At 70.5% G+C, this 15,279-nt stretch carries 14 protein-coding genes, 1 tRNA gene and 1 pseudogene; 8 read left to right on the plus strand and 8 right to left on the minus strand.

Annotated features, from left to right (window positions below):
- Positions 1 to 74: 74 nt before the first annotated feature.
- On the minus strand, positions 75 to 1,589 hold the full coding sequence (locus M8H82_RS26645; RefSeq protein WP_250077582.1) for an MFS transporter: 1,515 nt from the start codon (positions 1,587 to 1,589) through the stop codon (positions 75 to 77).
- Positions 1,590 to 1,652: 63 nt separating this feature from the next.
- On the opposite strand from M8H82_RS26645, the gene M8H82_RS26650 reads away from it, so the two are divergent.
- The gene (locus tag M8H82_RS26650; protein WP_250077583.1) at positions 1,653 to 2,618 is read left to right on the plus strand and encodes a YafY family protein; all 966 of its coding nucleotides are present in this window, start codon (positions 1,653 to 1,655) and stop codon (positions 2,616 to 2,618) included.
- Between the two features lie 112 nt (positions 2,619 to 2,730).
- On the opposite strand, the gene M8H82_RS26655 is transcribed toward M8H82_RS26650, so the two are convergent.
- Positions 2,731 to 3,336: a TetR family transcriptional regulator gene (locus tag M8H82_RS26655; RefSeq protein WP_250077598.1), complete on the minus strand. Its 606-nt coding sequence runs from the start codon at positions 3,334 to 3,336 to the stop codon at positions 2,731 to 2,733.
- 465 nt (positions 3,337 to 3,801) lie between these two features.
- Entirely contained in the window at positions 3,802 to 4,800 is a 999-nt protein-coding gene (locus tag M8H82_RS26660; RefSeq protein ID WP_250077584.1) for an RNA polymerase sigma factor RpoD/SigA, read from the minus strand.
- Between the two features lie 170 nt (positions 4,801 to 4,970).
- Between M8H82_RS26660 and M8H82_RS26665 the strand changes: the two genes are divergently transcribed.
- On the plus strand, positions 4,971 to 5,501 hold the full coding sequence (locus M8H82_RS26665) for a GNAT family N-acetyltransferase (RefSeq protein ID WP_250077585.1): 531 nt from the start codon (positions 4,971 to 4,973) through the stop codon (positions 5,499 to 5,501).
- Between the two features lie 31 nt (positions 5,502 to 5,532).
- On the opposite strand, the gene M8H82_RS26670 is transcribed toward M8H82_RS26665, so the two are convergent.
- Entirely contained in the window at positions 5,533 to 6,318 is a 786-nt protein-coding gene (locus M8H82_RS26670; protein WP_250077586.1) for a dioxygenase, read from the minus strand.
- Positions 6,319 to 6,417: 99 nt separating this feature from the next.
- Between M8H82_RS26670 and M8H82_RS26675 the strand changes: the two genes are divergently transcribed.
- Positions 6,418 to 6,987, plus strand: coding sequence for a MarR family winged helix-turn-helix transcriptional regulator (locus tag M8H82_RS26675; protein WP_250077587.1), 570 nt, complete (start codon positions 6,418 to 6,420; stop codon positions 6,985 to 6,987).
- A gap of 98 nt (positions 6,988 to 7,085) precedes the next feature.
- On the opposite strand, the gene M8H82_RS26680 is transcribed toward M8H82_RS26675, so the two are convergent.
- On the minus strand, positions 7,086 to 8,615 hold the full coding sequence (locus tag M8H82_RS26680) for an MFS transporter (RefSeq protein WP_250077588.1): 1,530 nt from the start codon (positions 8,613 to 8,615) through the stop codon (positions 7,086 to 7,088).
- A 96-nt stretch (positions 8,616 to 8,711) separates the two neighbouring features.
- A complete protein-coding gene (locus M8H82_RS26685; protein WP_250077589.1) occupies positions 8,712 to 9,359 on the minus strand; it encodes a TetR/AcrR family transcriptional regulator in 648 nt (215 codons plus the stop codon).
- Positions 9,360 to 9,617: 258 nt separating this feature from the next.
- Between M8H82_RS26685 and M8H82_RS26690 the strand changes: the two genes are divergently transcribed.
- The 5 genes and pseudogenes from M8H82_RS26690 (at position 9,618) to M8H82_RS26710 (ending at position 13,975) form a co-directional block, all read left to right on the plus strand.
- Complete coding sequence (locus M8H82_RS26690; RefSeq protein ID WP_250077590.1) at positions 9,618 to 10,895, plus strand: M6 family metalloprotease domain-containing protein; 1,278 nt, start codon at positions 9,618 to 9,620, stop codon at positions 10,893 to 10,895.
- An 85-nt stretch (positions 10,896 to 10,980) separates the two neighbouring features.
- Positions 10,981 to 12,555 (plus strand): helix-turn-helix domain-containing protein, encoded by a 1,575-nt coding sequence (locus tag M8H82_RS26695; protein WP_250077591.1) that lies wholly within the window; start codon positions 10,981 to 10,983, stop codon positions 12,553 to 12,555.
- A 59-nt stretch (positions 12,556 to 12,614) separates the two neighbouring features.
- Positions 12,615 to 12,690 (plus strand) — tRNA-Arg (locus M8H82_RS26700).
- A 146-nt stretch (positions 12,691 to 12,836) separates the two neighbouring features.
- Positions 12,837 to 13,004 (plus strand): annotated as a pseudogene (locus M8H82_RS26705) (NUDIX hydrolase); the annotation flags it as partial.
- Positions 13,005 to 13,579: 575 nt separating this feature from the next.
- Complete coding sequence (locus M8H82_RS26710) at positions 13,580 to 13,975, plus strand: hypothetical protein (RefSeq protein ID WP_250077592.1); 396 nt, start codon at positions 13,580 to 13,582, stop codon at positions 13,973 to 13,975.
- Positions 13,976 to 13,985: 10 nt separating this feature from the next.
- Here M8H82_RS26710 and M8H82_RS26715 read toward each other — a convergent pair whose 3' ends face one another.
- Together M8H82_RS26715 and M8H82_RS26720 are read right to left on the minus strand one after the other, a co-directional pair.
- Positions 13,986 to 14,870, minus strand: a complete 885-nt coding sequence (locus M8H82_RS26715) for an IS5 family transposase (protein WP_250077593.1) — start codon at positions 14,868 to 14,870, stop codon at positions 13,986 to 13,988.
- A 73-nt stretch (positions 14,871 to 14,943) separates the two neighbouring features.
- Positions 14,944 to 15,279 (minus strand): hypothetical protein (locus tag M8H82_RS26720; protein ID WP_250077594.1); only part of this gene is annotated, 336 nt, incomplete at its 5' end.

Raw genomic sequence — 15,279 nt, forward strand, 5'->3', positions numbered from 1 at the left:
GGGCACGGGAAAGGGCCCCGCGCCGAAGCGCGGGGCCCTTGGGCATCCGTCCCGTCCCGGGACCGACCGTCGGTTCAGGCGACGGACACCGGCTCCTTCACCTCGTCCCGCTCGCCTGCCGGCTCCTCCGTGCCGTCCGTACCCTCCAGATGCTGGGCGGGACGCCGCGGCAGCGCGAACATCAGCAGGAAGATCGCGGCCATCACCACGGCCACCCAGCCCAGCGCGTGCTGGAACGCGTCGACGAAGGCCGGTCCGGCGGCGCTCCCGGCACCCAGCCGGTCGTCGATCACGCCGTAGAACACCACCGACACCAGCCCGAGGCCCAGCGCATAGCCCATCTGCTGCACCGTGTTGAGCAGCCCCGACGCCGAACCGGCGTGCTCGCGCGGCACCTCCGAGAGGATCGCGTCCGTCAGCGGAGCGACGATCAGACCCATGCCGACACCCATGACGACCAGCGGAAGCGCCATCTGCCACGGCGCGATGCCGAGGCCGTACCGCTCGGACTCCCACAGGTAGACGAGGACACCCAGCCCCATCACCAGCGCACCCGCCTGGAGCACCTTGCGCCCGAAGCGCGGCACCAGCTTCTGCACGGACAGACCCGCCGCCGTCGACACCGCGAGCGAGAACGGCACCCCGGTCAGCCCCGCCTTCATCGGGCCCCAGCCCAGACCGAGCTGCATGTACAGCGTCCACACCAGGAAGAAGACGCCGAGCCCGACACCGAAGACAGTCTGTACGGCGATACCGGCCGCGAAGCTCTTCACCTTGAACAGGGACAGCTCGATCAGCGGGGAGCCGTCCCGTGCCGTCTTCCGCTTCTCGAAGGCCACCAGTGCCCCGAGCACGACGAGCGAGCCGGCCATCGACACGTACCCCCACACCGGCCAGCCCAGCTCACGGCCGCGGGTCAGCGGGTAGAGCAGCATCAGCAGTCCGAGCGTCACCAGGCCCACGCCGACCAGGTCGAGCCTGGGGGCCTTCGCCGCCTTGGACTCGGTGATGTAGCGGCTGCCGAGGATCAGGCCCGCGATGCCGACCGGCAGGTTGATCAGGAAGATCGGGCGCCACTCCAGACCGAAGAGGTTCCACTCGGTGAGCAGCGCGCCGAGCAGCGGACCGCTGACCGCGCCGAGCCCCACGACCGCCCCGAACAGGCCGAACACCTTGCCGCGCTCGTGCGCCGGGAAGGTGGCGTGCACGATCGACAGCACCTGCGGCACCATCAGCGCCGCCATCGCGCCCTGGAGGATGCGGGAGGCGACCAGCATCTCCGGGTTCGCGGCGAAGCCGCACAGCGCGGAGGCGATGGTGAAGCCGCCGATGCCGATGAGGAACAGCCTCTTGCGGCCGTAGATGTCGCCGAGGCGGCCGCCGGTGATCAGGCCCGCGGCGAAGGCGAGGGCGTACCCGGCCGTTATCCACTGGATCTGGCTCTCGGTGGCACCGGCGTTGTGCTGGATCGACGGGATCGCGATGTTGACGATCGTGACGTCGACGAGGTCCATGAACGCGGCGGTCATCACGATCGCCAGGGCGAACCAGCGCCGCTTGTCTCCGACGGGTGTCGTCTCTTGGGTCATGTGGAAGAAGTTAGACCTCCAATAGGTCAGATCGTGTCCTAGTTCTGCGGCATTCTCAGGTGCATGACGACAGACACCCCGGCCCGGCTCCTGCAGCTCCTCTCCCTCCTCCAGACACCCCGCGAATGGCCCGGCGGCGAGCTCTCCGACCGGCTCGGGGTCTCCCGGCGCACCGTCCGGCGGGACATCGACCGGCTGCGCGAACTCGGCTATCCGGTGCAGGCGACCAAGGGCGCCGAGGGCGGCTACCGGCTCGTCGCGGGCAAGGCGATGCCGCCGCTCGTCCTCGACGACGAGGAGGCGGTGGCCATCGCGGTCGGCCTGCGGGCCGGTGCCGGGCACGCGGTGGAGGGCGTCGACGAGGCGTCCGTACGGGCGCTCGCCAAGCTGGAGCAGGTCCTGCCCAGCCGGCTCCGGCACCGCGTCTCCACCCTCCAGGCCGCGACCACCCCGCTGACCAGCGGCGACGGCGCGTCCATCGCCCCGGAGACCCTGACGGTGATGGCCTCGACGGTGGCCGGCCAGGAGCGGCTGCGGTTCGCCTACCGGGCGGGCGACGGCACGGAGTCCCGCCGGGTCACCGAGCCCTACCGCCTCGTCTCCACCGGCCGCCGCTGGTACCTCGTCGCCTACGACCTCGACCGCGACGACTGGCGGACCTTCCGCGTCGACCGGGTCAGCGAACCCTTCGCGACGGGCGCCCGCTTCACACCACGGGAGCTGCCGACAGGCAGTGCCGCCGAGTACCTGCGCCAGTCCATGTACCGCCGTCAGGAGACCTACGAGTTCTCGGTCACCTTCGCCGCCCCCGCCCACCACATCGCGGCCCGCCTGCCGCAGTGGCTCGGCACCCCCGAGCCGGTCGACGACACCAGCTGCCGCCTGCGGGCCACGACCGGCGACGCGGTGGAGTGGATGGCGGTGCGGCTGGCGATGGCCGACTGCGAGTTCACGGTGCACGAACCGGAGGAACTGGTGCGCTGCGTACGCGAGCTGGGCGGCCGACTGAGCAGAGCGGCAAAGGCCTGAACCACGAGCCGGCGGCTACGGCGACGGCCTGAACCACCAGCCAGCGGCTACGGCGGCCACGCCCCCGAAGCACAAGCACACCGCCGCTACGGCCACCCCCGCCCCGCCGGACTCACCCGCGCCCCACCACTTCCCCCCAGGGAAAGTCCCGCAGCACCGCGAGATGCCGCAGGGCCAGGGCTCCCGGCCCCTCGGCTCCCCCCGGCCGCGCCTCCCCCGCCGCCCAGGACTCCACGGCGACCCGCACGGCCGCCGCTGCCACGGCAGCCGCGAACCGCAGCTCGGTGGGAGGACCGGCAACGTTGTCCACGCCGTCAGAGCCCAGCCGCTCCCCCAGCGCCTCCGCAAGCGTCCGCTCGGAGGCGTGACAGACCTCCGCCCACACCTTGCCCAGCGCGGGGCTGGCGTCGGCGAGCCGGATCAGGGTGCGCACCCATTCCCAGGACGACGCCGAGACTCCCACCCCCGGCGTCAGCGTGTGCCGCACCGCGTGTTCCAGTGCCTCGGGCACGGACAGCTCGGCGGGCGCCATTCGTACCGCCTGTGCCCAGCGCTCGGCGCCCGCCGCGTAGAGGGGGGCGACGGCCTCTTCCTTGGTGGCGAAATACCGGTAGAACGTGCGCGGGGCGATACCGGCGGACTGGGCGATGTCCTCGGCGCGGGTGGCGCGCAGGCCCTGCCTGACGAACAGGGCGGCCGCGGCTCGGGCGATCTGCATCCGGGTCTCCGCCTTGCGCCGCTCCGTCAGGGAGAGGGGGACGGCGGAGTGTGGTGCTGGTGCTGGGGTGGGGCTGCTCACGTTCGGCAGGCTATGCCTCTGTGACACAATCTGCCATTCGGCGGGCCACCCCGGGGTTCAGGTACGGGGTGGCCTGCCTTCCAGCATGCCCTGCCTCGCCGACCTGGGCCCGTCCCGGAAAAGAGCCGGACCCCGGTGCCCAGGGGGGGGAGGGCGCCGAGGTCCGGCTTGGGAGAGTCCCGGCGCCGGGGGGGTATAGCGGCGGGACTGTGGTTCAGGAGGGCCCGCGAGGGGGGATCGCGGGGACCGAACTCCTGGACCCTGAAAGGTTGTTCCCAGGGTCCTGGGGGTTGAAGCGGCGTTACAACGCCATGTTTGCGCGGTCTTTCGCCACCGGGCGTACGCGCCGGGGGCGTTCGCACGCCCCCGGAGTCGCGCTTCGGGTCAGGCGGCGGCGTCGAACCCGGTGTCCCGGGCCAGCTTCTTCAGCTCGAGCAGCGCGTGCTTCTCGATCTGCCGGATGCGCTCGCGCGTCAGACCGTGCTCCTTGCCGACCTCGGTCAGGGTGCGCTCGCGGCCGTCCTCGATGCCGTACCGCATCTTGATGATGGAGGCCGTGCGCTGGTCGAGGCGGCCGATCAGGTCGTCCAGTTCCTCGCTGCGCAGCAGCGTCAGCACCGACTGCTCGGGCGACACCGCGGAGGTGTCCTCCAGCAGGTCGCCGAACTGGGTCTCGCCCTGGTCGTCCACCGGCATGTTCAGCGACACCGGGTCGCGGGCCCAGTCGAGGACGTCCGTGACGCGCTCCGGGGTGGAGGCGAGCTCGGCGGCGATCTCGGTGGGCTCCGGGTCCCGGCCGTGCTCGCGGTTGAACTCGCGCTGCACGCGCCGGATCCGGCCGAGCTCCTCCACCAGGTGGACGGGGAGCCGGATGGTGCGGGACTGGTCGGCTATCGAGCGGGTGATCGCCTGACGGATCCACCAGGTGGCGTACGTCGAGAACTTGAAGCCCTTGCGGTAGTCGAACTTCTCGACCGCGCGCACCAGGCCGGCGTTGCCCTCCTGGATCAGGTCCAGCAGCGGCAGTCCGCTGCGCGGGTAGCGGCGGGCGACGGCGACGACCAGGCGGAGGTTGGAGCGGATGAAGACATCCTTGGCACGCTCCCCCTCGGCGACCAGCGCCTCCAGCTCCTCACGGCTGGCGTCCGCCTTGGACTCCTCGTACCCGTCGAGGACCTGCTGCGCGAACACACCCGCCTCGATGATCTGAGACAGCTCGACCTCCTTGGCGGCGTCGAGCAGCGGTGTGCGCGCGATCTCGTCGAGGTACATGCCGACCAGGTCGCGATCGGCGATCTCGCCGCCACGGGCGCGAACACTGTTTGCCGCATCGGTCGTCCCGCCGGTGGCGGACTGACGACGGGCGACGGCACGGGTTGCCATGCGAGCTCCCTTGCGATGGTGGGCTGGCGGGTGGTCCTTGGTTGCCCGGCACTCTGCTCGGGTGCCCTGCTTCCGATGGAAACAACGACTGGAATCAGGACAGAATTCCCACCCAGTCCTCCTATTTTTCTGATCATGCAGTACCCTGTCCGGCCACACAGGGAGGAGTGGTGGTGACGGTACGTACAGAGGTGCAGGTCAGGCCGGGAGTCGAGGGTGACCTCGGGGACCTCACGGACATCTACAACCACTACGTACGGCACACGCCGATCACCTTCGACACGGCGGTCTTCACTCCGGAAGAGCGCCGCCCCTGGCTGCTCTCCCACCCTGAAGACGGGCCGTATCGCCTGATGGTTGCCGTGGAGGGAGATCCCACGGGCAACTCACAGCGGATCCTGGGCTACGCCACATCCAGCCCCTACCGGCCGAAGCCCGCGTACGCCACCTCCGTGGAGGTCACGGTCTACCTCGCCCCGGACGCCGGACGCCGGGGCATCGGCACCCTGCTCTACGAGGCCCTCTTCGAGGCCCTGGCCGGCGAGGACCTGCACCGCGCCTACGCGGGCATCGCCCAGCCGAACGAGGCCTCCACCCGGCTGCACGAGCGCTTCGGCTTCCAGCACGTCGGCACGTACCGCGAGGTGGGCCGCAAGTTCGGCCGGTACTGGGACGTGGCCTGGTACGAGAAGGCCCTGTAGGCCCGCAGAGCGGGTCGTCCCGGGCCCGGCCTCAGCCGAACTGCACCGACCGCTTCGCCAGTCCCATCCAAAACCCGTCGATCACCGACTTCGGCGCGGCCGGCTCGTCCCCGGCCCCGGCCGCGCCCATGGTCACGAACAGCGGGGCGAAGTGCTCGGTGCGCGGATGGGCGTACCGCCCGGCCGGGGACTTGTGGAGGAAGTCCAGCAGCGCGTCCCAGTCCTGGCTCTCCAGCGCCCGCCGGCCCCAGTCGTCGAACTCCGCCGACCAGCCGGGGGTGCCGCTCTGGCGGAGCGCGGCGAGGTTGTGGGTGAAGAAGCCGGAGCCGACGATGAGGACGCCCTCGTCGCGCAGCGGCGCCAGTTTCCGGCCGATCTCCATGAGCCGGGCCGGGTCGAGGGTCGGCATGGAGATCTGCAGGACGGGGATGTCGGCGGCCGGGTACATCTCCACCAGCGGGACGTAGGCGCCGTGGTCGAGGCCGCGGTCGGGGATGTCCTGCACGGGCATGCCGGGGGCGCGCAGCAGTCTGCGTACGGACTCGGCCAGGGCGGGGGCGCCGGGCGCGTCGTAGGTCACCCGGTAGTAGTGCTCGGGGAAGCCCCAGAAGTCGTACACGAGGGGGACGGGCCGCACCGCGCCGAGGGCGAGCGGGGCCTCCTCCCAGTGGGCGGAGACCATGAGGATCGCCTTGGGGCGGGGCAGGGCCGCGGACCAGGCCGCGAGTTCGCCGGGCCAGACGGGGTCGTCCGCGAGGGGCGGGGCGCCGTGGCTGAGGTAGAGCGCGGGCATGCGTTCCTGGATGGCGGCGGACATGGCGGCGGCTCCTCCGGGCGATTACTTGAATTCTAAATCTACCGCCAGGGTAGAGCGAGTTGTTTTAAGTTTCAAGAAGACGGCTCGTAGAGTGGAGCCATGAACACGGCATCCGCACCCGACCCCACACCTGACTCGGCACCTGCACCCGCCTCCGACTCCACAGCCGCACCCGCCTCCGCCGAAGCGCCCCGCTGGCTCACCGACGAGGAGCAGTGCGTCTGGCGCTCGTACGTCCAGGCCACCACGCTGCTGGAGGATCACCTGGACCGTCAGCTCCAGCGCGACGCGGGCATGCCGCACATCTACTACGGACTGCTCGTCAAGCTCGCCGACTCCCCCGGGCGGCGGCTGCGGATGACCGAGCTGGCGATGTACGCGAAGATCACCCGCTCCCGGCTCTCCCACGCCGTCGCGCGGCTGGAGAAGAACGGCTGGGTGCGCCGCGAGGACTGTCCCTCGGACAAGCGCGGCCAGTTCGCGGTGCTGACCGACGAGGGGCTCGCGGTGCTGCGGCGGACCGCGCCGGGCCATGTGGCCGCCGTGCGGGGCGCGCTCTTCGACCGGCTGACCCCGGAACAGCAGAAGTCCCTCGGCGAGATCATGCGGATCGTCGCCGAGGGACTGGAGCCCGATGAAGCGGGTGCGGACCTGCCCTGGCTCCGCTGAGCCGCTCACTCAGCGAAACCAGGGCAGATCCTGGGTCGTACGTCTGGGGCGTCCCCTTCCCCGTCCGTACGGGTCGGTCGTCCCGAAGGGGTCGGTCGTCAGTGGGCGACGACCGGCACCGGCAGTTCCTCCTCGGCGCCGTCCTCGGACGAGGCCACCGGGCCGGTGCCCGGCTTGCCGGCGTTGACGAAGGTGAAGGCGATCACCGCGGCGGCGACCAGGATGCCGACGGCCGCCCAGATCGCGGTGGTGTAGCCCTCGACCATCGCCTCCAGCTGGACCAGCTGCTGCTGGGACCGGGTGGCGGCGCCGCCGATGTGGTCGGCGACGTAGGTGGTGGTGGCCGAGGCGGCGATCGTGTTCAGCAGCGCCGTACCGATCGCGCCGCCCACCTGCTGGGAGGTGTTGACCATCGCGGAGGCGACACCGGAGTCCTGCGGCTTGACGCCCATGGTGGCCAGGGACATGGCCGGCATGAACGCCGTACCCATGCCGAGACCGAGCAGCAGCATCGCCGGGAGCAGCAGGGCGGTGTAGGAGGAGTCGACCTCCAGCTGGGTCAGCATCAGCATGCCGACCGCGGCGAGCAGGAAGCCGGGGCCCATCAGCAGCCGCGGCGCGACCCGGGTCATCAGCCGGGTGCCGATCTGGGTCGAACCCGTGATCATGCCCACGATCATCGGCAGGAAGGCGAAGCCGGTCTTGACCGGCGAGTAGCCCTGCACGATCTGCAGGTAGTAGGTCAGGAACAGGAACAGACCGAACATGCCGATGATGGCGAGGCCCAGCGAGAGGTAGATCCCGCCGCGGTTGCGGTCGGTGATCACGCGCAGCGGCAGCAGCGGGGCCTTGACCTTGGCCTCGGTGATGACGAACGCGACCAGCAGGACGACGGAGGCGACGAACATGCCGACCGTCACCGCGTCGCCCCAGCCCTCGGACTCGGCGCGGGTGAAGCCGTAGACCAGCGCGACCAGGCCCAGGGTGGACAGCAGGACGCCGGGGATGTCGAGCGGGTTGCGGTTGCGGGCGCCCTCGGGCTCACGGATGACGAACCAGGCACCGGCCGCGGCGACCACGGCGAACGGGATGTTCACGAAGAACGTCCAGCGCCAGTCCAGGTACTCGGTGAGGAAGCCGCCGAGGATCAGGCCGACGGCACCGCCGGCACCGGCGATGGCGCCGTAGATGCCGAACGCCTTGGCGCGCTCCTTGCCGTCCGTGAACATCACGGCGAGCAGGGAGAGGGCGGCGGGCGCGAGGAGGGCGCCGAAGACACCCTGGAGGGCGCGGGCGCCGAACATCATGGCCTCGTTGGTGGCGGCGCCACCGAGCGCGGAGGCCACGGCGAAGCCGGCGAGACCGACGACGAAGGCGCGCTTGCGGCCCCACAGGTCGGCGATGCGGCCGCCGAAGAGCAGCAGACCGCCGAAGGCGAGGGCGTAGGCGGTGACGACCCACTGCCGGTTGCCGTCGGATATGCCGAGGTCCTGCTGGGCGGAGGGCAGCGCGATGTTCACGATGGTGGCGTCGAGGACGACCATCAGCTGGGCGAGCGCGATGAAGACGAGCGCTTTCCAGCGGTTGGCATCAGGGACGGTTGGAGCCTTTACGGCCGCTTGAGACATGGAGGTACCCACTTCGGGACTTCGAGACGGAAAGAGTGTGAATAAAGAAGCGTGATGAGACAGAGATGCAGAGAGGGACTGGCGTCGCGTGCTGGACTAATCGGCTTGGCGCAGGTCCTCCAGAGTCACGGCCGTGCCGGGCAGGACGGACCGGGCCGGGGCCCGCAGTCCGTCCAGGAAGAGCTGGAGGTGGCGGTGGACGAAGCGGTCGACGTCCATGCAGCCCGTGCCCGCCGGGGGCCTGCTGAGCTGGGCCACGGCGACCATCAGGTCCCCGACACCGACGTCCGTACGGAGCTGCCCGGCCGCCCGGGCGCGCTCCATCACCGCCTCGATGACCTGCTCACTGCGCTCGCGCGCGGCTTCCAGGTCCGGATGGTTCTGGTCGAAGGTGCTGGAGATCATCGGGCACAGTGCGCTGATCCGCTCGTCGGCGGACGTGTGCACGAAGCGCTCCAGGGCCTCGAAGGCGTCGCCGCTCTCGGCGAGCGCGATCTCGGCCGCCGCCACGGTGCGGTCCATGACGGAGCAGACCACCTCGCGGACGAGCGCGTCGCGGTCCGGGAAGTTGCGGTACACCGTGGCATTGCCGACGCCGGCCCGGCGGGCGATGTCGTCGAGCGGCACATCCGGACCGTGCTCGACGAACATCTCCCGGGCGGCGGTGACGATCCGCTCCCGGTTGCGCAGGGCGTCGGCGCGCGGCCGGGTCACCTTGTGCTGCGCGGGGGCTGCGGTCTGCACGGCGCACTCCTGAGTGGCTTGTGTTGCTGCTGTGATGCGATCCGGGGAAGCTCTCCCCGTTTCGCGCGGACACAGGTCTAAACGGGGAAACGATCCCCGGTTATTTCCCGCCCTCGGAGAGATTTCCTGTGACCTGAGTCACATCTCCGTCGGATGCCACGTTCGGGCTCATCCAGCGCGCGCCCGCGCTCCCCTCGGCCGAGGGTGATCGCAAGGGTGCAGCCGGTCCGGCGGCTGCCGCGGACGAAGGGCACCTGCATGCAGCCGTCCAACCGTCGGATACGCCCCCGCCGGGCAGCGGCCCTCGCCTCCGTGACCGCGCTGACCTTCGCGATCAGCACCTCGGCCGGGTCCGGACACCTCTCGGCGGGCGGTACGACGGCCAAGGCCGGCCCCGTCTCCCTGTCCCGCGCCTCCGCGCTCGGCCCCTGCATGATCAGCGGCAGCCCCTCGGTCCAGATGTCCGAAGGCGTCCCCACCCCCGGCGGCTACTCCCGCTCCACCGGCACCGTCCGCGCCCTGACCCTGATGGTCGACTTCTCCGACGCCCGCGGCCAGGGCCGCGCCCAGGACCGCTTCCGCGAGTTCTTCCCGCAGACCCGCGACTGGTTCCGCACCAGTTCCTACGGCCGCCTCGACTACCGGGCCGAGACCCCGATACCCGGCTGGCTGCGCATGCCGAAGCCCTTCGCCGAGTACGGCATAGAACGCGGCGCCCCCTTCGACCCCGGCTACCGGGAGCTGGTCCAGGACATCGTGGCCGTGGCCGACCCGAAGGTGGACTTCCGCCGCTACGACTTCGTGAACGTCCTGGTCACCCCGAACGCGGGCCCCTCCGCCCTGGACACGGTCCTGTCGGTCACCTTCGCCGGCAACACCGAGGCCCCGGTCGCCGACGGCGTCCCCGTCGCGAACGCCTCCTTCGTCTACTCCCGCCAGGACGACGGCTCCGGCACCTACCACCGCACCGGGTACCGCGTCCTCCCCCACGAGAACGGCCATGTCTTCGGCCTGCCCGACCTCTACACCCAGGAAGGCGGGGGCGCGGTCGGCCACTGGGACATCATGAGCGAGGACTGGGGCGCCAACAACGACCTGCTCGGCTGGCACAAATGGAAGCTCGGCTGGCTGGACACGGACCAGATCAGCTGCGCCACGGCGCCGGGCACGACGGAGTACCGGCTGACCCCGCTGGCCCGCACCGGCGGCCCGAAGCTGGTCTTCGTCCCGCTGGACGGCCGTACCGGATACGCCGTCGAACTGCGCACCCGCGGCGGCAACGACGAGGCGGTCTGCCGGCCGGGGGTACTGATCTACAAGGTCGACGCGGACGTGGACACCGGCCAGGGCCCGGTACGGGTCTTCGACAGCGCCCGGGACAGCGGCGGCTGCACCCGCAGCCCGAACGTCCACGCGGAACTCTCGGACGCCCCCTTCCGCCCCGGCGAGGACTTCAGGGACGCCCAGCACGGCATCCGGATCACGGTGGCGGCGAAGCTGTCGGGGGATCATGTGGTGCGGGTTACTCGGGGGTGAGGGGGTTACGGGACGCGGGGCGAGGGGGTTACGGAACGCGGGGCGATTACGGTAGGCGTGCCGAGACCGCCGTACCGGAGAGCTGATGCCCGTACACACCACGACCGCCGTCGACGAGGCCGCTGTGCCGGCCGAGGCGGTCGCGCCGCTGATCCGGGGGGTCTCGGTGCTGCGGGAGCTGACGGAGGCCGGCGGGACGATGAGCCCGAGCGGGCTCGAGCGCGCCACGGGCCTCGCCCGTTCCACGGTCGACCGCATCACCTCCACCCTCGCCCGCATGGGGTACGTCCGTCTCGACGGCCGGGACGTGATCCTCGCCCCCCGCCTGATGGACCTCGGCAACGCCTACCTGGCGTCCCTGCGCCTGCCCGCCCTCCTCGCGGCCCACGCCGACGCGCTGGCCGACGAACTGGACGAGTCGGTCTCCCTCGCCGTGCCCGACGCCGACGGCATCCGCTTCATCCACCAGGCCACCCGCCGCCGCGCGATGTCCCTGAGCTTCCGCATCGGCGACCTCCTCCCCGCCGAACGCACCGCCCCAGGACCCCTGTTCGCCATGGAGTGGACGCAGGAGGAGTGGCGCGGCTGGCGCGCACGCAGGGCGCGGGACCCGGAGAACAGGGCCTTCTCGGCCGTACCGCCGAGGGAACGGCCGTACGGGGACGAGGAGTTCGCCCATCGGGTGGCGCGGGCCCGGGAGGACGGCTGGGCGCTGGACGACCAGTTGATCGAACCGGGACTGGTGGCGCTGTCGGTCCCCGTACGGGAGCCCGGAACGCACCGGATCGCCTGCGTGGCCAGCGTGGTGAGCCACACGAGCCGCCACCCGGCGGCGGAGCTGCGCGAGGCGCTGCTGCCGAGGCTGCGGCGGACGGTGGCGACGATGGAACGCGAACTGAGAAGGGCCCCCGCCGCGGCACCGGCCCCGCCGCCCTCCGCGCTGGCGGCCTGGACGGGCGGCTCCAAGCGTGAACTGGGCCGGGACTTCGTGGAGTCGCTGGCCCGTGGCCTGACGGTCCTGACGGCGTTCGGCGAGGGCCGGGCCCGCCTGACGCTGACGGAGGTCGCCAAGGCGACGGGCCTGGCCCGGGCGACGGCACGCCGAGCACTGATCACGTACGAGCACCTGGGCTTGGTGGCCCGCCCCGACGAGCGCACGTACGCCCTCACTCCCCGGGTCCTGTCCCTGGGCTTCCCCCCGCTCTCCCGGACGACGCTCCCCCGCCTGGCAGTCCCCCACCTGACGGACCTCACGGACCGCCTCCAGGAATCCACGACCCTGGCGGCCCTGTCCGCCGACCGCGAGGAGATCGTCCACACGGCGGAGGCCACGGCCCACCGCGTGATGAGCGTGACGATCCCCCCGGGCACCCGCGCCCCGGCTGCGGACACGGCACTGGGCCGGGTACTCCTCTCCCCCGACCGGGACCACGCCCTGCTGGACGACACACGGGAGGCGGGCCTGCGCACCCTCGCCGTCCCGATCCACGACGCCCGCACGGGCACCCGGGTGGCCGCGGCGGGCGTGGCCATGCACGCGGCACGCCACACCCCCGAGGAGTGCGCCCGCACGATCCTCCCGGCCCTCCACGCAACGGCCCAGGCCATCGAAGCGGACCTCCACGCCGCCTCCCGCTTCACCCACGTCCCGATCACCTGACCCCACCCCGACCGGATCCGGTACCCTGACGCCTGTGCCCTTCACGGGGCACACCGTCCGCCTTCGTAGCTCAGGGGATAGAGCACCGCTCTCCTAAAGCGGGTGTCGCAGGTTCGAATCCTGCCGGGGGCACCAGCGCAAAGGCCCCGGACCGATCTTGGTCCGGGGCCTTTGACATCTGACCGCTGACATCAACGCAGGCGGTCACTCGCAGACGGGGCAGGGCGCCTATTCCTGAGCAGCCGATGCATACGGGCCTCATGGCTTCCCGCCGGTCGTCCTTCCATTGCAAGCCTTCCGGCGGCACCGAGCGCACATCAAGCGGATCGCCAGCCGCCTCCTGACGAGGTCGCGACCCCATGGCCGAGGTCTACGCAATCCGGCTCCTGGACGGCAACGGCCCCCGTGTACGAAGCCACGACGGCAAGCGGCTGCTCCCAGCGGGATAAGACTTTCCCTACTTCATCAAGACCCGCGCACGGCGCGGGAGCGCGCCGCCTTTACGGCGGGGCCGCCACTGTCTTCGCCAGCGGCGGCCCCGCCCGGCGGCACGCACGCCTGATAGCCCGGGTTGACGGGCAGCAGAACCAGGCCTTCAAGCACGGCAACCGTCACATGGCATGCGTAGCCACGAGCGCTGCCGACTGCGGCCAGGACGGGCGGCCAAAAGACGGCTAGCGGCGAGGGAGGGGTGGCCTCTTGCGCATGGCCGACCGACTGCCGGGCCTGAGGAGGGCGGGGACCGTACCCCCGCCGTCACGGATGGCGGGAGCGTGAGGCGACCGCACCACCGGGAAGGGGCGGGCGGGGAGCAGCTGCTGCCGCGATGCGGCGGGGGCCGGTGTGGTCGCTCCGCGTCGGTGCCGGTATCACCGTGGCTGATGAGCGTGTCGTATAGCCACCAGCACCACATACGTGTGGGCCGACGGCCGGCGGGATGGGAGTTGCGGGCTAGGTCGTGTCCGATGGGTCGTGTGAGCTGATCAGGGCTGTGGCCTAGTGTTCGCTGAACGAAGGGGGTCACATGTCACGCGATACAGCCGAAGCAGAGGCGGGGATGAAGGGGATCACGTTTCCTGCCTGGCACGGAAAGCGCTACGTGACCTTGGCTGAGCTACTGGTTCGCCTCGGCAGCTTCGGCCTGGACCTGACCTGGCGCGTCGAATTCGACGAGATCGTAGATCCTCGCTGTGTCGAGATGGAGAAACGGTCCGCCGACGCCGGTATGGACACATTGACACTGCTGTCGCTGACGACCCCGTTCCTTCAGTTCATCGATGCCGAAGCGCGGGGGTTCGCCGGGGACGAGTTGGTGCTCGTCCTGACCGAATTCGACAGCTCCTCGTGGGACGTCAGGGCTGTCGACGAGCGCGTACTCAGCGAACTTCGCCGCCACTACCCGGATGCCAAGGACCTCTGACCGGGGCCCTTCACTCCGAACGGAGCCACAGGCGGATCGCCGCCACGGTGACGGTTCCATGGAAGACGTACGCCCGTTTGTCGAAGCGCGTGGCGATGGCTCGGAAGTTCTTGAGCCGGTTGATGGTCCGCTCGACTTCGTTGCGGCGGCGGTAGATCGTCTTGTCGAACCCTGTGGGTCTGCCGCCCTGGCTGCCGCGGCGCCGGCGGTTGGCCCGCTGGTCTCTCGGCTCGGGGATGGTGTGCTTGATCTGGCGTCTGCGCAGGTGACGCCGGTTGCGGCGCGACGAATAGGCTTTATCTCCCCCAACATGGTCGGGCCGGGTGCGCGGTCGTCCACCAGCCTGTCGGGGCACGCGGATCTCTTCCAGGACGGGAATCATCTGCGGTGCGTCCCCCCACTGGCCGGGCGTGATGACAAACCCGAGCGGGCGGCGCCCGCCTTCTCCGACAAGGTGGATCTTGGTTGTGAACCCGCCTCGCGAGCGGCCCAGGGCCTCGTCGGAACGGTGCCGCACCGGGGTCCTGCGCCGACCTGGGATCTTCGGGGCACGAGTGGAGGCGCCGGCCGCGTGCTGATGAGCGCGGCAGGTCGTGGAATCAACGCTGACCATGCTCCAGTCGATCCGGTCCTCGGCATCTGCGTCCGCCTGGACGGCCCGCAAAGTCCTCTCCCAGGTGCCGTCCGCCGACCACCTTCGATGACGGTCGTGGACCGTCTTCCAACTACCGAAGCAGGGAGTCAGGTCCCGCCACGGGAGACCGGTCCGCTGCCGGAACAGAATCCCGTTGATCACACGACGGTGGCATCGCCAACGTCCGCCCCGTCCACGATTCGTCGGCAAGTGCGGCTCCAGCCGAGCCCACTCCTCATCCGAAAGATCTCCCCGCCCCATGTCCCAAGGAACGAGTTTCCAGCGGCAGCGTCACTCGACCCATCGGACACGGCCTAGGCGCCCCTGGGTTGCCTTACAGCTTCGCGTTGAGAGTCATGAACGAGCGACGCTCGATGAAGTGCTCAAATGTCGGTTCAGGCCGTCTGTCCAACAGGTCTATTCCGCACATGTAGAGCTCTGGACGGTTCGACAGCAGCTCAAAGTCACGAACCGCATCCTCGAAGGAACAGATGACGCCAGGCTCAGACGCAGAGTCGATCACCAGGACGTGACGGTGGCTCCCCAAAGGCGTCTCTCTGGCCCACTGCACCGCCTCATCATCTGAGACACCGTCCAACCCGAGCGACCGACACGGCAGACCGCGCCAGTCAATGCCCTGCCCCGCCCAAGGAAGCGTGCACAGGTAGGC

The organism is Streptomyces sp. YS415, from assembly GCF_023544665.1.
Classification (GTDB): Bacteria; Actinomycetota; Actinomycetes; order Streptomycetales; family Streptomycetaceae; genus Streptomyces.

Excerpts from the sequence above, each read along its gene's own strand:
- M8H82_RS26645 (WP_250077582.1), bottom strand. The coding sequence starts at position 1,589 with ATGACCCAAGAGACGACACCCGTCGGAGACAAGCGGCGCTGGTTCGCC.
- M8H82_RS26650 (WP_250077583.1), top strand. The coding sequence starts at position 1,653 with ATGACGACAGACACCCCGGCCCGGCTCCTGCAGCTCCTCTCCCTCCTC.
- M8H82_RS26655 (WP_250077598.1), bottom strand. The coding sequence starts at position 3,336 with ATGCAGATCGCCCGAGCCGCGGCCGCCCTGTTCGTCAGGCAGGGCCTG.
- M8H82_RS26660 (WP_250077584.1), bottom strand. The coding sequence starts at position 4,800 with ATGGCAACCCGTGCCGTCGCCCGTCGTCAGTCCGCCACCGGCGGGACG.
- M8H82_RS26670 (WP_250077586.1), bottom strand. The coding sequence starts at position 6,318 with ATGTCCGCCGCCATCCAGGAACGCATGCCCGCGCTCTACCTCAGCCAC.
- M8H82_RS26675 (WP_250077587.1), top strand. The coding sequence starts at position 6,418 with ATGAACACGGCATCCGCACCCGACCCCACACCTGACTCGGCACCTGCA.
- M8H82_RS26680 (WP_250077588.1), bottom strand. The coding sequence starts at position 8,615 with ATGTCTCAAGCGGCCGTAAAGGCTCCAACCGTCCCTGATGCCAACCGC.
- M8H82_RS26690 (WP_250077590.1), top strand. The coding sequence starts at position 9,618 with ATGCAGCCGTCCAACCGTCGGATACGCCCCCGCCGGGCAGCGGCCCTC.
- M8H82_RS26695 (WP_250077591.1), top strand. The coding sequence starts at position 10,981 with ATGCCCGTACACACCACGACCGCCGTCGACGAGGCCGCTGTGCCGGCC.
- M8H82_RS26710 (WP_250077592.1), top strand. The coding sequence starts at position 13,580 with ATGTCACGCGATACAGCCGAAGCAGAGGCGGGGATGAAGGGGATCACG.
- M8H82_RS26715 (WP_250077593.1), bottom strand. The coding sequence starts at position 14,870 with ATGGGGCGGGGAGATCTTTCGGATGAGGAGTGGGCTCGGCTGGAGCCG.